Origin of the sequence: Vescimonas fastidiosa, from assembly GCF_018326305.1 — a bacterium.
Lineage (GTDB): Bacteria > Bacillota > Clostridia > Oscillospirales > Oscillospiraceae > Vescimonas > Vescimonas fastidiosa.
The window spans coordinates 716,728-732,695 of the sequence record NZ_AP023415.1 but is presented as its reverse complement, the minus strand read 5'-3'; the positions used below and the strand labels follow the sequence as shown (position 1 = coordinate 732,695).

The window sequence follows — 15,968 nt, the reverse complement described above, 5'->3', positions numbered from 1 at the left end:
AACGGGTGGGCAGCGACCCGGGGCTTTCCTTGGAAAGCTTTGATTTCCTTTTGCTTGTCCTTACTATACAGGTGAAATCTTAAAGAAATCTAAAAATAATAAAAACAAACTAAGAACAAATTGCGAAAAAAATATGAAACGGCCTTGTGCCCGTGACGATAGGCTCCCTCTATGGATGACAGCGGAAAGCTGCCGGGCATAGAGGGAGCGGCTATATTATCAGGCAGAGTATTCCTGGGCAAATGAAAAGCGTCCGGCAGCGCTTGGCTGCCGGACGGGAAAACAATAATCTTTTCAGTACCCTTCTAAGAGGGAGCGGTTCAGTGCGTGAACCAAATCAGTGCCTTATGTAGCTTATGAGGATTAGTGCAGGTTCTCGCGGATGGTCTGGCACAGGGCAGTAATACCCTCAATGATCTTATCCTCGGGCATGCAGGAGTAGTTCAGACGCAGGGTGTTCTCGTGGCCGCCGTTGGGGAAGAAGGAACCGCCGGGAACGAAAGCGACTTTCTTCTCCAGGCACTTCATCTGCAGCTCCTTGGCGTCCATGTACTCGGGCAGGACCACCCAGGCGAACAGACCGCCCTCGGGACGGGTGAAGGTGCAGGGCTCGGGCAGCTCCTTGGCCAGGGTCTCCAGCATCACGGCCCTGCGCTTGCGATAGCACTCGCGGATGGTGGCAACATGCTTATCCAGGTCGAACATATCGATCCACTTGGAGGTCTCCATCTGGCCGATGGTGGAAGCCTGCAGGGAAGCAGCCTGCTTCATGAAGTTGTACTTAGCCAAAATCTCATCATCGGCGCAGACCCAGCCCAGACGGTAGCCGGGAGCCAGGATCTTGGAGAAGGTGCCCAGATAGATAACCAGGCCCTTGGTGTCCAGGCTCTTCAGCGCGGGCAGGAACTCGCCCTCAAAGCGCAGCTCGCCGTAGGGGTTATCCTCCACCACGGGAATCTCGTACTTATTCACAATGTCCATGAACTTGTGCCGACGCTCCAGGTCCCAGGTGCGGCCGGTGGGGTTCTGGAAATCAGGGATGACATAGATCATCTTCACACGCTCGGTGGTGGCCAGAATCTTCTCCAGCTCCTCCATGATCATGCCGCCGTCATCGGTGGGCACTTCCACAAACTTGGGCTCGCAGGCCTTGAAAGCGTTCACAGCGCCCAGATAAGAGGGGCTTTCCAGCAGAACGACATCACCGGGATTCAGGAACACGCGGGCGGAAAAATCCAGACCCTCCTGAGAGCCGGAGGTGATCAGGATGTGGTCGGCGTCGGTGTGAATGTTGTTCTTAGCCAGCATACGCTCGGCAATCTGCTCGCGCAGACGGGGGAAGCCCTCGGTGGTGGAATACTGCAGGGCGGCGCGACCGTTTTCCTTGAGAACGGCTACGGAGGCCTCCATCATCTGCTCCACGGGGAACAGCTCCGGGGCGGGCATACCGCCGGCGAAAGAGATGATGTCGGGCCGGGCGGTGAGCTTCAGAAGCTCGCGGATCTCGGAGCCTTTCAACAGGTCCATTCTGGATGCAAACTGTACCATAAAACTTTTCCTCCTAAATTACTTTTCCATTTCCTAAGTTGCAAGAAGCGGAGCGAACTCCGTATACTTGATCCTCTCCTATTTAAGCATAAATTTTCCCAAAAGTAAACAAATGAAATGAAAAAAACAGCCTATTTGCCGAGGAATTCGGCATTTTTGGATGAATCACTAAAATTGTATGGGGAACATTTGGCATTTTGACTGTTGCCTGATTCGGACTATCGGGAGGCGGCGGTGCATATATTTTTTTGAAAGGGGGGCGGAACTGTGACGGAATATCAAAATACTAGACGCCAGCCAGCCCGCAAAACGGAAAAGCCTATGACTCGCCGGGAGCGGAGACGATTGCTTCGGTTGACGGTCAGCGGCGTATTGCTGGTGCTGGTGGTGGCCGTGAAGCTGCTGATGCCGGATGTAATGGGGCAGTACCGGGAAAAAATACTGCACCTTATGGGGGAGAATACAGACTTTGTGGCGGCGTTTTCCGCTGTGGGGCGGGCTTTCTCCGGCCAGGGGGGCATACGGGACACCCTGGAGGATGCCTATGTGGCGGTATTCGGAGAAAAGGAGCCCCAGGAGGCGGCAGCACCGGCCCAGACGGAGGCGCAGATCTTCTCGGGGGTGTATGGGCCGGAGAATCTGCCGGAGGAGGTGAAGCTGGAGCAACAGGTGCTGGGCTTTGCCTATGGGGCACCCTTACAGGGGACGGTGACCTCCGGGTTTGGCTATCGCATCCATCCCATTTCGCAGACGGATCTGTTTCACTATGGGGTGGATCTGGATGCCCCTGAGGGCTCGGCCATCCACGCCTTTGCCCGGGGCACCGTAGCTGTAGTGGGGCAGAGCAGCACCCTGGGAAACTATGTGACGGTGGACCATCCCGGAGGATTCAGTACCCTCTATGCCCACTGCCGCAGCGTTACGGCTTCCGCCGGACAGACGGTTCGCCAGGGCGACCTGCTGGCGGAGGTGGGGCAGACCGGATCTGCCACCGGGCCGCACCTGCACTTTGAGCTGCACCGGGGCCGGGAGTACATTAATCCTATTTATTATGTGGCGTAGCAGGGGGGTGGAGATTCGGGTGTCGCCTACGGCGCTGCTGCTTATAGCGGTGTTTGTAGCGGCGGCATCGCCTCTGTGCCTGGGAGCGGTACTGCTGGCGGCCCTGTGCCATGAGCTGGGGCACTATGGGGCCCTGCGGCTGTGCGGTGGTCGGCTGGAGGGGGTGTCCGTCTCGGCGTTCGGGGCACAGATGCGTATTCGTGACCGGCAGCGGCTTTCCTATGGCCGGGAGGCTCTGTGCGTACTGGCGGGGCCTTTGGTAAACGCAGCCCTGTGGTGGCTTCTGAGTTTGGCCGGAGCCTACTGCGAGAGTGCCTATCTCTTCGCCGGGGCGCAGCTTGTTTTGGGCGCATTTAACCTGCTGCCGCTCTCGGCTTTGGACGGCGGACGGCTTCTGTGGATCGGGATAGCCTGTTTAACGGACCCTTTTTTGGCGGACAGGGCGTGCCGGGCGGTGACCCTGGCGGTGCTTCTGGCCCTGATAGCCCTGGGCGTGGTTCTGTGGCTGCGGCATCGGTCGGGATTTTTGTTGGTGGGTGTGGCGGGGGCGGCCTGCTGCACGGTACGGGAATTTATGCTTGCCAATCAGGGCAATAGGGGGTAGAATATAAGAAATTATACATAATTGGGAGAGTATACATTGGATAAAAGATTAGAGCGCATTTTGCCCCGGGTACAGAAACCGGCCCGGTACACCGGCGGTGAATACAATGCGGTAAAAAAAGATCCGGCGCAGGTGGATACGCGCATTGCTTTCTGCTTCCCGGATACCTATGAGATCGGTATGTCCAACCTGGGTATGCGCATTTTATACGGCGTGATGAACAACATGGACGGCGTGTGGTGTCAGCGGGTGTTTGCCCCCTGGGGCGACATGGAGGAGGAGATGCGCAAAGCACAGATACCCCTGTTCGCCCTGGAGAGCGGCGAGGCTATCACGAATTTTGATATAGTGGCTTTTTCCGTGGGCTACGAGATGGCGTTCTCTTCCCTATTAAATATGCTGGACCTGGCGGGTATACCCCTGCACAGCGCAGACCGCACGGGCCTTACGCCCCTGGTCGTAGCCGGCGGCACCGCCATGTATAACCCGGAGCCCATTGCCGACTTTGTGGACATCGTCAGCCTGGGCGAGGGAGAGGATGTGACGGTGGAGCTTATTGAGCTGCACCGAAAGGCCAGGAGAGAAGGGTGGAGTAAAGAGGAATTCCTCCGTAGAGCTGCCCGGGTGCCGGGTCTGTATGTGCCCAGTCTGTATACGGTGGCGTATAACCCTGATGGCACCGTAAAGGAGATCGTTCCCCGAGACGGCGCGCCCAGGGTGGTGCGCAAGCGCATTGTGGAGGATATGGACAAGTCTTATTACCCCGCGAAGACCATCGTTCCCTCCACGGAGATCGTTCAGGATCGGGTGACCCTGGAGCTGTTTCGCGGCTGCATCCGGGGGTGCCGGTTTTGCCAGGCGGGCTATGTGTACCGCCCGGTGCGAAACCGCAGCAAGGATCTGTGTGTGCGCTACGGCGAGGAGGCCTGCAATGACTCCGGCTATCAGGAGGTGACCCTTTCCTCCCTCAGCACCAGCGACTATCCACAGCTGACAGAGCTGTGCGACGATCTGGAGGAATTCTGCCGGGCGCGCCATGTGAATTTGTCGCTCCCCAGCCTCCGGGCGGATAATTTTTCCATGAGCCTTATGCAGCGGCTGGCCAAGGGACGCAAGTCCGGCCTGACCTTTGCCCCGGAGGCTGGTACCCAGCGCCTGCGGGATGTTATCAACAAAAATGTGACCCAGGAGGAGCTGTTAGCCTCCTGCCGCACGGCCTTTGCCGGAGGTTACAGTGCTGTGAAGCTCTACTTTATGCTGGGCCTGCCCACGGAAACCGACGAGGATGTGCTGGGGATTGCCGACCTGGCCGCCCGGGTCATGCACGCCTGGCGGGAGAGTGCGTCCAATAAGCAGCGGGGCGTGCGCATCACAGTCTCTACCTCCTGGTTTGTGCCTAAGCCCCACACGGCGTTCCAGTGGGAGCCCCAGATCTCTAAAGAGGAATATCAGCGCCGTGTGAAGCTCCTGCGGGAGGCTATCACCACCAAGACCGTTACCTATAACTGGCACGACGCTGACACCAGCTTCCTGGAGGCTGTGCTGGCTCGAGGCGACCGAAGAATGTGTAAGGTCCTGGAGGCCGCATGGCGTAAAGGCGCTAAGCTTGATGCCTGGGAGGAGTATTTTTCCCTGGACCGCTGGCTGGAAGCCTTTGCCGAGTGTGGCCTGGACCCGCATTTTTACGCCAACCGCCAGCGGGAAAAGGATGAGATCATGCCCTGGAGCGTCATCTCCAGCGGCGTCACGGAGGAATACCTTTGGCGGGAGCTGCAGCGGGCCGAGGCGGGGGTGACTACCCCGGACTGCCGTACCCACTGCAACGGCTGCGGGGCCAATCACATGGTAGGAGGGACTTGCCATGTCTAAACTGCGTTTGCTATTCATCAAGGAGGGGCCGGCGGCCTACATTTCCCACCTGGACTTGCTGCGCACGGTGCAGCGGGCCTTTCCCCGGACGGAGCTGGAGATCAAGCACAGCAACGGGTATCATCCGCACCCCATCATCTCCATTGTTCTGCCCCTGCCGGTGGGGCAGAGCAGCCGGTGTGAGCTGCTGGATTTCGAGGTGACCCAGGATACGGATGGCCGCGGCATCGCCGAAAAGCTCAATGAGGGGATGCCCGAGGGCCTGCGAGTGCTGGAGTGCTATGAGGCTAAGCGCCCGGTGCGGGAGCTGGCTGTGCTGCAGGCAGAGGTCACATTTGAATATGACAGCGGCGTGCCGGAAAACGCCGCCGGACGGCTGCAAGAGCTGCTGAGCCGCCGGGAGCTTATCATCCAAAAGCGTACCAAGCGCAAGGACCTGGCGGATGTGGACATAGCCCCCATGATCCTGCGGACGGACTGGCGGGCGGAGAAGTGCGCCCTGGTGGGCACCGTCGTGGTCCAGGCCCAAAACCCGGGGCTGAACCCCCAGCTGCTGGAAAAGGCTGTGGAGCGGTATGCCCCGGAGCTGACACCGGACTTTACCCGGGTCCGCCGTCTGGAGCTGCTGGATGCGGAGGGAAAAATTTTCCGGTGAAAACGAAAAAAATACTTGCGTCTTAGGCACAAATATGGTATTCTATAATGGCGTAAAAAGGGCGGTCCTCTGTCGCCGGCGCTCCGAAAGTGTGACGGGCGCCGCAAAATGGCGGCATGAACACCTATATTTTAGGAGGAATTATCCATGGATCTTATCAAGGCTCTCAACGAGAAGCAGCTGCAGGCTGAAAAGCCCCAGGTCAATGTTGGCGATACCGTCAAGGTACATGTCAAGGTCAAGGAAGGCTCCCGTGAGCGTATCCAGGTCTTCGAGGGCACCGTCATTGCTAAGAAGCACGGCGGCATCGAGGAAACCATCACCGTCCGCCGCCTGTCCTACGGCGTGGGCGTGGAGAAGGTTTTCCCCGTTCACTCCCCCTCCATTGAGAAGATCGAGACCGTGCGCAGCGGTTTTGTCCGCCGTGCCAAGCTGTACTATCTGCGTGACCGCGTCGGCAAGGCCGCCAAGGTCAGAGAGAAGCTGTAAGCAGCGATCCGAAACCCGCCGACATTTTTCCGTGTCGGCGGGTTCTTCTATCTAAAAAATTAAGAGACAGCAGACGGTAAGCGCCTGCTGTCTCTTTGTGCATAGATTCAGATATACCGCTGGGTATTCACATCGAACACGCCCCGGGTGGTGATGCGCAGGGTGGGGATCACCGGCAGAGCCATGAAGCTCAGGGTCATAAACGGGTCGATGTCCCGAGAGACACCCAGACGGAATGCCTCGTCTTTGGCGCTTTCCAGAGCGCTGTTGACCATGACCAAAGGATCGTCGCTCATGATGCCCGCAATGGCCAGGGTCACCTCGCCCAAGACATTGCCGTTTTCCATCACAGTGATGCCGCCGTGGTTCTCCACGATACGGTTGGCGGCAGCGGCCATCTCCTCCTCATTGGTTCCCACTACGATGATGTTGTGGGAGTCGTGGGAGATGCTGGTGGCCACGGCGCCGGACTTCAGACCGTAGCCCTTGATATAGCCCAGACCGATGTGATGGGTATTCTTATGCCGCTCGATAACGGCCACCTTGAGAATATCATATTCCACATCAATATGGTCGATGTAGCCGGCGTCCTCGGAGATGATTTCACCCGGTACCAGGCCGATGATGGCGTGGGGACGGCCATCCTTGAAGTCCTCTGCCGTCAGCTTGGTCAGGTGGAAGGTGTCGTGGGCGCGCTTGACCAGATAGGGATCGATTTCCGGCGTGGGGAAGTCGCGGAGCTGACCGTCATACATCAGCTCGCCCCGCTTAAAGACCATTTTGATATTGAAATCGTTGAAGTTATCGATGATGACGAAGTCACCCAGGTAGCCGGGGGCGATGGCGCCGCGGTTGTTGAGCAGGAAATATCGGGCGGCGGTGTGGCAGGCGGCCTTCACGGCGATGATGGGGTCTACGCCCAGGGAGATGGCTTTCTTCACGATGTAGTCGATGTGGCCCTTTTCCAGCAGGTCGTTGGGGTGCTTATCGTCGGTACAGAACATACAGCGGTCCACATATTTGCTGCACAGCAGCGGCACCAGAGCCTCCAGATTCCGCGCGGCGGTGCCCTCGCGGATCATAATGAACTGGCCCCGCTCCAGCTTGGCCAGGGCGTCGTTCAGGTCGGAGCACTCGTGGTCGGAGTATACACCGGCGGCGATGTAGGCATTGAGGTCATTGCCGGAGAGACCCGGAGCATGCCCGTCGATTTTCTTGTGGTGGGCTTGGGAGGCTACGATCTTCTCCACCACCTGGGGGTCGCCGTTGACGGTGCCTACGAAGTTCATCATCTCAGCCAGGCCCTGGACCCGGGGATGGTCATAGAAGGAGTCGATGGCCCGGTAGTCCAAAATGGCGCCGGACTCATCCAGAGGTGTGGCGGGCACGCAGGAGGGGAGCATAAAGCGCACATCCACAGGCAGATCCTCGGTGGCCTGAAGCATATATTCAATGCCGTCGGTGCCCATGACATTGGAGATCTCGTGGGGGTCGGTGATGACGGTGGTGGTACCGTGAGGCAGAACGGCCTTTGCAAACTCCGTGGGGCTCACCAGGGAGCTCTCCAGATGGATGTGGGCATCCAGGAAGCCGGGCAGCACAATCTTGCCGGTGACATCCAGCTCCACCTTGCCGTGGTACTCACCCATGCCCACAATGAGCCCCTCGGCCACAGCAATGTCGCCGCTGCACAGCTCATTGGAAAAGACATTGACATAGGTGGCGTTTTTCAGCACCAGATCGGCGGGCACACGCCCGGCAGCCACATCAATGACATGGAGCTTCTTGTTCAGCTTACGGTTGATTTTTCCGGCATAGCTTTCTTTCACAGACATATGTAGGTCTCCTTTCACATTCATAGGTCAAAAATGGCGTATTGCTATTTGTTTTATTAATTTCTCATATTATCACAGCTTATCTCAAATGTCCATAAAAAAATGTAAAAAGATGGCCGCTTTTTCAGCAGCCATCTCAAAAAAATTTTTACTTGATCGTTCCGTCGGCGTTGAACACCGGCAGGGGGGCCAGGAACTTGATATCCTTGCGCTGGGCAGCTGCGCCCTCGGCCAGAACGGCGATGCGGTCTACCACGGTGCCGCCAGCCAGCTCTACCAGATGCTCCATGGCCAGCAGGGAGCCGCCGGTGGAGATCACATCGTCCATAAGCACAATGCGCTTGCCACGGATGAGGGCGGCGTCGTCGCTGCCCAGGAACAGGCGCTGGGTGCCAACGGTGGTGATGGATTTATCCTCCACATGGATGGGGTTGGGCATATAGACCTTCTGGCCTTTGCGAGCGATGAAATACTTCTTTGCGCCGGACTGGCGGGCCATTTCGTGGATGAGGGGGATGCTCTTGGCTTCGGCAGTGAAGAGATAGTCGTAGCTGTCGGGCTCCAGCAGGTCCAGCATGGCTTTGGCACAGGCCACAGTCAACTCAGCGTCGCCAAAGCAGATAAAGGCGCCAATGTGCAGATCGTCTGTTACCTTGCAGATAGGCAGCTCCCGCTGCAAACCGGCTACTTTCAGCGAATATGTATGCATAAAATAACTCCTTTTGCCCCAAAAGCGCCCGACATAACAAAAGCCCACCCGGAAAGGGGAGCGGCAGCAGAGGAGCGCATCATCGCATGAGGCGTTTTTTTAATCAGGTGTGCGGGAAAAAATTCCTCCCTACATATTATAGTACAGAATCCCCAAAAGTCAATATTAAATCCCCGGTGAACCGGCGCTTCAAAAATTTTTATGGCCGACTGAAAAATAATTTGCACTTTGCACAAAAAAGCCAAGTTATTTTTTACAGTTAATCAAATACTTTTTCCGCCGTTAGCCCTTGTGCAAAGCCGGGTTTGGTGTTATCATCATTATGAACGGGACATGAGAGCCCGTCATATAAACATTCCAAATTGGAACATATTTGAGGAGGCAATTTTTATGAATGCTTATCTGGCAAGCGTGCTCGAGAGCGTAAAGACCAAGCACGGCAACGAGCCTGAGTTCGTGCAGACCGTTGAGGAAGTTCTGTCCTCTCTGGAGCCTGTCATCGAGAAGCACCCCGAGTATGAGAAGGTCGACCTGCTGGGCCGTATGGTAGAGCCCGAGCGTATGTTCACCTTCCGTGTTGTGTGGTGCGATGATAACGGTCAGTGGCACACCAACCGCGGCTGGCGCTGCCAGTTCAACGGCGCTATCGGCCCCTACAAGGGCGGCCTGCGTTTCCAGAAGAATGTCTATGAAGGCATTATCAAGTTCCTGGGCTTCGAGCAGACCTTCAAAAACAGCCTGACCGGCCTGCCCATCGGCGGTGCCAAGGGCGGCTCCGACTTCGATCCCGCCGGCAAGTCCGACGCCGAGGTCATGCGCTTCTGCCAGAGCTTCATGACTGCTCTCTATCGTTATATTGGGCCCGATATCGATGTTCCCGCCGGTGACATGGGCGTGGGCGGCCGTGAGATCGGCTACCTGTACGGCCAGTATCGCCGCCTGAAGGGCGTGTGGGAGAATGGCGTGCTCACCGGTAAGGGCCTGAGCTACGGCGGCTCCCTGATCCGTCCCGAGGCCACCGGTTACGGCGCTATGTACTATCTGCAGGAAGTGCTGAAGCACGAGAACGACACCATCGAGGGCAAGCGTATCGCTATCTCCGGCTACGGCAATGTGGGCTGGGGCATCATGAAGAAGGCTACGCAGCTGGGCGCTAAGGTCACTTACTTTGCCGGTCCCGACGGTTATGTTCACGATCCCGACGGTGTCATCACCGACGAGAAGCTGAACTTCATCCTGGAGATGCGCGCCAAGGATCCTATGCACTGCAAGCCCTATGCCGATAAGTTCGGCTGCGAGTTCGTCGCCGGCGAGAAGTGCTGGGGCGTCAAGGATGTGGATGTGTATATGCCCGCCGCCATGCAGAACGATGTTAAGATGGAGTCCGCTGAGAAGATCGCTGCTTCCGGCGTGAAGTACTACATCGAGGTCGCTAATATGCCCACCACCAACGATGCTCTGAACTATCTGCGTGCGCAGAAGCACATCATCGTGGCTCCCTCCAAGGCTGTTAACGCCGGTGGCGTGGGCGTTTCCGCTCTGGAAATGGCTCAGAACTCCGAGCGTCTGGTCTGGACCGCCGAGGAAGTTGACCATCAGCTGCACAAGATGATGGAGAACATCCACAAGGTGTCTGCCGAGGCTGCTGCCGAGTACGGCCTGGGTTATGACCTGGTGGCTGGCGCCAACATCGCCGGCTTCAAGAAGGTCGCTGAGGCTATGATGGAGCAGGGCTGCTTCTAATTAAGCTGAAAACTTGTAAACCTGAAAGGGGAGAAGCCGAAAGGCTTCTCCCCTTTTCCCGTACCTGCCATTGCGAGGGCGCACCGTGCCCGTAACGATTCGATTTTGCCTCCGTAGGGGCGGGGTTCTATCCCGCCCGCCGATTTGGTACAGTGTTCATGCGGCGGCACACATGGGTGCCGCCCTACAAAGATTTTAATAATTGCGTAGGGCGGGGTGCCCTCACCCCGCCCGTTCGTTCTGCTCTGCGCTATTTACAAGTCACAAATTTGCCTGCACAAACTGCATGAATTTCTGCGCGGCGGAGGTTTGGGGCACATCCCGCAGGATGCACAGGTCTACGCTCCGGGGCGGAATGGCAAAGTCCGTTTGCAGCTTGCGCAGCTTGCCGGAAGCCAATTCGTTCTTTACGAATTCCTCTGTTACCCCCGCTACACCGAAGCCAATGGCCGCCAGATCCACCAGCAGACTCCGGGCTCCCAGCTCGATCTCCGGGTTCAGATGGTGTCCGTTCTGCAGGAAGAATTTGTCCAGATGCAGGCGGCTGGAAGCCTTACGCTCCAACAGGATCAGCGGGAATCGGATGATCTCCTCCAGGGTGTAGATGTGGTCAAAATTGCAGTCGTAGTCTGCCGCCGCCACAAAAATGGAGTGGGTATCAAAGCAGCGGAAGGTGCTCAGAGAGCTGGCGTCCTGGGGGGTGCTGGCAAAGGCGATGTCCACCTTCCCCGACTGCAGCAGTCCCAGGACCTTGTGGCTGCGGCCGGATATGATTTGAATGTGTACGCCTGGGTACTGGCGGTGGAAGCGGTCTAAATAGGGGAGGAGGAACTGGCTGGTTACTGTGTCGCTGGCGCCGATGGTCAGGTGCCCCACCTGTAATTGCCGGGACTGGGACAGCTTTTCCTCCCCCGTTTCCAGCAGACCCATGGCGCTGCGGACATACTCATAGAGCATTTTGCCGTCCGGGGTCAGGGACACGCCTCGGGAATTGCGCGCAAAGAGCCGGGACTGCAGGTCAGACTCCAATTGCTTGATAGATTGGCTCACGGCGGATTGGGAAATGAATAGGTTCTGTGCCGCTGCGGTGATGTTGCCGGCCTCGGCAACCTCCTTGAAAACGCGGTATAATTCCAGTTTTACAGCCATTTCGTCACCTCGATATTAGAGCTAATAATTGATCTTCAATAAAATATCTGTAATAATTATACCAGCTCTCCGTAAAATTGCAAGCATTTCTTTTATACCCTTGCATAATGGATGGGAAAGTGGTATCATAAAAAAAGTTCTGAAAAGGAGTTTTTTATGAAGAGGATCATAAGCATTTGGAAAAGACAGGACATGATGAACCAGATTCTGCTGGTGGCAGGCTTTATTCTGTGCATTGTGTCTATTTTTATGAAGCAAGCATCCCTCGGATTGATTTTTCTGCTGATTATCTGTGCCTTGGTCGTGGCCAGAAGCGGAAACCGGCGCAAGTGCTTGGGGCGGTTATACGGAGCGCTGTTTTTCCATATGCCGGATGGCGAGATCTATCCGATGACCTTTGAGCAGGTGAAGGCGGAGTATGTCCACGGACAGCGGTCAAAATACGCCGGCAGAAAGGTCATCGTCCGTTTCCCGTACTGCGGCTTGGATGAAAATGGCGACATCGACACGGGCTTTGGACTGATGATCCATGTGCGCCCGGAGCAGCTGCAAAACTGGAAAAAGGGACAGCTGCTGGCCGCAACCGGTATTATCAATGCCAATCACCGGCAGTACTTCTTCATTGATGCAGTGGAGGAGATTCGTCTGACGACCGATAAAGAGGATTTGACCGTTTCGGATGCACCGAAAACGGAAGATCATACAAAACAGGAGGAATAACAAAATGAAATTCATGGTTGAAACATCTGCCCGTCACATTCATCTGACGCAGGAAACTGTAGAGAAGCTGTTTGGTGCCGGTTATCAGCTTACCAAGCGCAAGGACCTGTCTTATCCCGGCCAGTTTGCCTGCAATGAGCGGGTCACCCTGGTGGGTCCCAAGAAGGAAATGGCCAATGTCTCTATCCTGGGCCCTGTGCGTAAGGCCGACCAGGTGGAGGTCTCCGGCTCCGATGCCCGGGCTCTGGGCATTGATGCCCCTGTCCGCGAGAGCGGCCATGTGGAAGGCTCCGGCGCCTGCAAGCTCATTGGGCCTGCCGGTGAGGTGGAGCTGAAGGAGGGCGTCATTATCGCCAAGCGTCACCTGCATGTGCTGGAGAGCGATGCGGAAAAGATGGGCATTAAGAACGGCGAGATTATTCGCGTGGCCTGCGGCGGCGAGGGCCGCAAGCTGATCTTCGATGATGTAGTGGTTCGTGTGAACAAGGACGGCGCTACCACCATGCACATCGATACCGACGAGGCACAGGCTGCCGGTTCCCCCACCGAGGGCGAGATCTTCCGCGGCTGATTTGCTGAGAAGATCAATAAAATCAATAGCAATACAGATAAAGGGCATCTTCCGTAATGAAGATGCCCTTTTATCATGTTTCATTTATTTGCGGAGCTTATCCCAGAGAACGATTTTTCCCGCCTGGCGGCTGCGGTCCATGTCGATAATACGCTGGTTACGGCTGCCACGAAATTGGAGTGAAATATCCTTCTCCTCCGGGATAAAGGGCCCGTCTATGAGAATATCTATGCAGGAGAGAAAGTCCTCGGTAACCTCACAATTGGGGTGAATTTTGGTGAAGGTTTGGGGATCTTTCAGTGTATATCCGGTGAAGCACCAGATGCTTTTTTGGGGGTAGCTTTTTCGGACCCGGTGCAGTAGCGGGAGCAGGGCCCGCTGGTTCTCCGGTTCCAAAGGATCGCCGCCCAGGAGGGTCAGCCCGGATATATAGGGCTTTTCCAGCTCGACGTAAATTTCCCGGGCCGTCTCTTGGGTAAAGGGCTGGCCGAAGCAAAAGTCCCAGGTCTCCGGCTGAAAGCAGTCCCGGCAGCGGTTGCGGCAGCCGGAGACGAACAGGGAGACCCGGACACCCTCGCCGTTGGCTATGTCGCATTTTTTCAGTTCACCATAGTACATGGTTTCTCAACCTCATTTCTGTGAAGGCGGGGCAGGCTGCGCCTGCCCCGCCGATTTTTACAGGGGAGAATTACAGATGCAGGACCCGATCCTTGATCTCCTGGGTGCGGCCTTGATTCCAGAACTGGGTGCCGATGTAGCCGCAGGTACGGCGGGCCACATTCATCTTGTCCTGGTCGGTGTTGCCGCACTGGGGACACTTCCAGATGAGCTTGCCGTCCTCCTCCACCACTTCGATCTCGCCGTCCCAGCCGCAGACCTGGCAGTAGTCGCTCTTGGTGTTCAGCTCGGCGTAGATGATGTGGTCATAGATGAACTTCATTACCTCCAGCACGGCGGGAATATTGTTCTGCATATCCGGGACCTCCACATAGCTGATGGCGCCGCCGGGGGACAGGTGCTGGAACTGGGCCTCGAACTCCAGCTTGGTAAAGGCGTCGATGGGCTCGGTGACATGGACATGGTAGCTATTGGTGATATAGCCCTTGTCGGTGATGCCCTCAATGACGCCGAAGCGCTTTTGCAGGCACTTGGCAAACTTATAGGTGGTGGACTCCAGGGGCGTGCCGTAGAGGGAATAGTCGATATTTTCGGCGGTCTTCCACTCCAGGCATTTTTCGTTCATCTTTTTCATAATGGACAGGGCGAAAGGAGTGGCGGCGGGGTCCGTGTGGCTCTTGCCGGTCATGTATTTCACGCATTCATACAGACCTGCGTAGCCCAGGGAGATAGTGGAGTAGCCGCCGTAAAGGAGCTTGTCGATGACCTCGCCCTTCTTTAGCCTTGCCAGGGCGCCGTACTGCCAGAGGATGGGGGCGGCATCAGAGGTGGTGCCCCTCAGCCGGTCGTGACGGCAGCGGAGGGCGCGGTGGCACAGCTCCAGGCGCTCATCAAAAATTTTCCAGAACTTCTCGATATTGCCGCCGGAGGACAGGGCCACATCCGGCAGGTTGATGGTGACCACGCCCTGGTTAAAGCGGCCGTAGTACTTGTGCTTGCCGGGCTCATAGTTACCGGCATTGGCGATATTGCCCACTCCGGCGTCGGTGAAGCGGTCGGGGGTCAGGAAGGAGCGGCAGCCCATGCAGGTGTAAACATCGCCCTTGAGCTCCTTCATCTTCTTCTCGGAAATATAGTCGGGCACCATGCGGCGGGCGGTACACTTGGCGGCCAGCTCTGTGAGATACCAGTAGGGGGAGTCCTCGTGAATGTTATCCTCCTCCAAAGTGTAAATAAGCTTGGGGAAGGCAGGCGTGACCCAGATGCCCTTTTCGTTTTTCACGCCCTGGTAGCGCTGGAGGAGCATCTCCTCGATAATCATAGCCAGGTCTTTCTTTTCCCGCTCATTGCGGGCCTCATTCAAATACATGAAAACGGTGATGAAGGGGGCCTGGCCGTTGGTGGTCAGGAGAGTCACCACCTGGTACTGGATGGTCTGAACGCCGCGGCGGATCTCCTCCCGCAGACGGGTCTCTACCAGCTCGCTGATCTTCTCCTCGCCGGGATCCACACCGATGGAAGCCATCTCCCCTTGGACGATCTTGCGAATCTTCTGACGGCTGACCTCTACAAAGGGAGCCAGATGGGTGAGGCTGATGGACTGGCCGCCGTACTGGTTGCTGGCCACCTGAGCCACGATCTGGGTGGCAATGTTACAGGCGGTGGCAAAGCTGTGGGGCCGCTCAATGAGGGTACCGGTGATGACAGTGCCGTTTTGCAGCATATCATCCAGATTCACCAGGTCGCAGTTGTGCATATGCTGGGCGTAATAATCGCTGTCGTGGAAGTGGATGATGCCCTCCCGATGGGCCTCGACAATCTCCGGGGGCAGCAGAATGCGCTCGCTGAGGTCGCGGCTGACCTCACCGGCCATGTAGTCCCGCTGGGTGGAGTTAACAACGGGGTTTTTATTGGAATTCTCCTGCTTGGCCTCCTCGTTATTGCACTCGATGAGGGAGAGAATCTTGTCGTCGGTTGTGTTGGACTTGCGTACCAGGGAGCGGGTATAGCGATAGGTGATGTAATGCTTGGCCACCTCAAAGGCACCGTGGGCCATGATGTAATGCTCCACCATGTCCTGGATTTCCTCCACAGTGGGGGCGCGGCCGATCTTCTGGCACTGGAGTTCCACGGACTCGGCAATGCGCTGGATCTGCACGGGGGTCATGCGGTCCACTTCCTCCACGGAGTCGTTGGCCTTGGTGATGGCAACGATGATCTTCGTGATGTCGAAGGCCACCTCGGAACCGTTGCGCTTGATGATCTTCATTTCTATATCCTCCTCTGCCCTCCGGGCATATATATTCTGTGCGTGTACTTATCGTACACTATATATTGTGGGTTTGCAAGGGTGCAATGCACAAAATATGGGGAGAATCTGTGCCAAATTTAAGAGG

General features: G+C 56.6%; 14 protein-coding genes. 8 read left to right on the top strand and 6 right to left on the bottom strand.

Going from position 1 to position 15,968, the window contains the following annotated elements; all coding sequences use genetic code 11:
* Positions 1–363: 363 nt before the first annotated feature.
* Positions 364–1,548, bottom strand: coding sequence for an aminotransferase-like domain-containing protein (locus tag KI236_RS03525; protein WP_212819385.1), 1,185 nt, complete (start codon positions 1,546–1,548; stop codon positions 364–366).
* Between the two features lie 345 nt (positions 1,549–1,893).
* On the opposite strand from KI236_RS03525, the gene KI236_RS03520 reads away from it, so the two are divergent.
* The 5 genes from KI236_RS03520 to rplS all read left to right on the top strand — a co-directional run bounded on the left by KI236_RS03520 (position 1,894) and on the right by rplS (position 6,227).
* Complete coding sequence (locus KI236_RS03520; RefSeq protein WP_212819383.1) at positions 1,894–2,610, top strand: M23 family metallopeptidase; 717 nt, start codon at positions 1,894–1,896, stop codon at positions 2,608–2,610.
* A 7-nt stretch (positions 2,611–2,617) separates the two neighbouring features.
* Entirely contained in the window at positions 2,618–3,214 is a 597-nt protein-coding gene (locus KI236_RS03515) for a zinc metalloprotease (RefSeq protein ID WP_212819381.1), read from the top strand.
* 36 nt (positions 3,215–3,250) lie between these two features.
* Positions 3,251–5,083, top strand: a complete 1,833-nt coding sequence (locus KI236_RS03510; RefSeq protein ID WP_212819379.1) for a TIGR03960 family B12-binding radical SAM protein — start codon at positions 3,251–3,253, stop codon at positions 5,081–5,083.
* Positions 5,076–5,738: a TIGR03936 family radical SAM-associated protein gene (locus KI236_RS03505; RefSeq protein ID WP_212819377.1), complete on the top strand. Its 663-nt coding sequence runs from the start codon at positions 5,076–5,078 to the stop codon at positions 5,736–5,738. The genes KI236_RS03510 and KI236_RS03505 overlap by 8 nt, the downstream gene beginning before the upstream one ends.
* A gap of 147 nt (positions 5,739–5,885) precedes the next feature.
* Positions 5,886–6,227, top strand: a complete 342-nt coding sequence (rplS, locus tag KI236_RS03500; RefSeq protein WP_212819375.1) for a 50S ribosomal protein L19 — start codon at positions 5,886–5,888, stop codon at positions 6,225–6,227.
* 107 nt (positions 6,228–6,334) lie between these two features.
* On the opposite strand, the gene ade is transcribed toward rplS, so the two are convergent.
* Entirely contained in the window at positions 6,335–8,062 is a 1,728-nt protein-coding gene (ade, locus tag KI236_RS03495; protein ID WP_212819373.1) for an adenine deaminase, read from the bottom strand.
* 148 nt (positions 8,063–8,210) lie between these two features.
* Positions 8,211–8,771: a phosphoribosyltransferase family protein gene (locus KI236_RS03490; RefSeq protein WP_212819371.1), complete on the bottom strand. Its 561-nt coding sequence runs from the start codon at positions 8,769–8,771 to the stop codon at positions 8,211–8,213.
* 390 nt (positions 8,772–9,161) lie between these two features.
* On the opposite strand from KI236_RS03490, the gene gdhA reads away from it, so the two are divergent.
* A complete protein-coding gene (gene gdhA, locus KI236_RS03485; protein WP_212819369.1) occupies positions 9,162–10,514 on the top strand; it encodes an NADP-specific glutamate dehydrogenase in 1,353 nt (450 codons plus the stop codon).
* A gap of 261 nt (positions 10,515–10,775) precedes the next feature.
* Here the strand turns inward: gdhA and KI236_RS03480 are convergent, their stop codons facing one another.
* Positions 10,776–11,663, bottom strand: a complete 888-nt coding sequence (locus KI236_RS03480) for a LysR family transcriptional regulator (protein WP_212819367.1) — start codon at positions 11,661–11,663, stop codon at positions 10,776–10,778.
* 156 nt (positions 11,664–11,819) lie between these two features.
* Here KI236_RS03480 and KI236_RS03475 point away from each other — a divergent pair, with 156 nt between their 5' ends.
* Together KI236_RS03475 and KI236_RS03470 are read left to right on the top strand one after the other, a co-directional pair.
* The gene (locus tag KI236_RS03475; protein WP_212819365.1) at positions 11,820–12,383 is read left to right on the top strand and encodes a hypothetical protein; all 564 of its coding nucleotides are present in this window, start codon (positions 11,820–11,822) and stop codon (positions 12,381–12,383) included.
* 4 nt (positions 12,384–12,387) lie between these two features.
* Positions 12,388–12,954, top strand: coding sequence for a PduL/EutD family phosphate acyltransferase (locus KI236_RS03470; protein ID WP_212819363.1), 567 nt, complete (start codon positions 12,388–12,390; stop codon positions 12,952–12,954).
* Between the two features lie 84 nt (positions 12,955–13,038).
* Here KI236_RS03470 and nrdG read toward each other — a convergent pair whose 3' ends face one another.
* Complete coding sequence (gene nrdG, locus KI236_RS03465; RefSeq protein WP_212819361.1) at positions 13,039–13,572, bottom strand: anaerobic ribonucleoside-triphosphate reductase activating protein; 534 nt, start codon at positions 13,570–13,572, stop codon at positions 13,039–13,041.
* 70 nt (positions 13,573–13,642) lie between these two features.
* On the bottom strand, positions 13,643–15,841 hold the full coding sequence (nrdD, locus tag KI236_RS03460; protein ID WP_212819359.1) for an anaerobic ribonucleoside-triphosphate reductase: 2,199 nt from the start codon (positions 15,839–15,841) through the stop codon (positions 13,643–13,645).
* Positions 15,842–15,968 lie beyond the last annotated feature (127 nt).

What these genes read in the sequence shown, in the direction of transcription:
- rplS (WP_212819375.1), top strand. Translation starts at nt 5,886, where the DNA reads ATGGATCTTATCAAGGCTCTCAACGAGAAGCAGCTGCAGGCTGAAAAG.
- KI236_RS03490 (WP_212819371.1), bottom strand. Translation starts at nt 8,771, where the DNA reads ATGCATACATATTCGCTGAAAGTAGCCGGTTTGCAGCGGGAGCTGCCT.
- ade (WP_212819373.1), bottom strand. Translation starts at nt 8,062, where the DNA reads ATGTCTGTGAAAGAAAGCTATGCCGGAAAAATCAACCGTAAGCTGAAC.
- KI236_RS03475 (WP_212819365.1), top strand. Translation starts at nt 11,820, where the DNA reads ATGAAGAGGATCATAAGCATTTGGAAAAGACAGGACATGATGAACCAG.
- gdhA (WP_212819369.1), top strand. Translation starts at nt 9,162, where the DNA reads ATGAATGCTTATCTGGCAAGCGTGCTCGAGAGCGTAAAGACCAAGCAC.
- KI236_RS03470 (WP_212819363.1), top strand. Translation starts at nt 12,388, where the DNA reads ATGAAATTCATGGTTGAAACATCTGCCCGTCACATTCATCTGACGCAG.
- KI236_RS03505 (WP_212819377.1), top strand. Translation starts at nt 5,076, where the DNA reads ATGTCTAAACTGCGTTTGCTATTCATCAAGGAGGGGCCGGCGGCCTAC.
- nrdD (WP_212819359.1), bottom strand. Translation starts at nt 15,841, where the DNA reads ATGAAGATCATCAAGCGCAACGGTTCCGAGGTGGCCTTCGACATCACG.
- KI236_RS03525 (WP_212819385.1), bottom strand. Translation starts at nt 1,548, where the DNA reads ATGGTACAGTTTGCATCCAGAATGGACCTGTTGAAAGGCTCCGAGATC.
- nrdG (WP_212819361.1), bottom strand. Translation starts at nt 13,572, where the DNA reads ATGTACTATGGTGAACTGAAAAAATGCGACATAGCCAACGGCGAGGGT.
- KI236_RS03480 (WP_212819367.1), bottom strand. Translation starts at nt 11,663, where the DNA reads ATGGCTGTAAAACTGGAATTATACCGCGTTTTCAAGGAGGTTGCCGAG.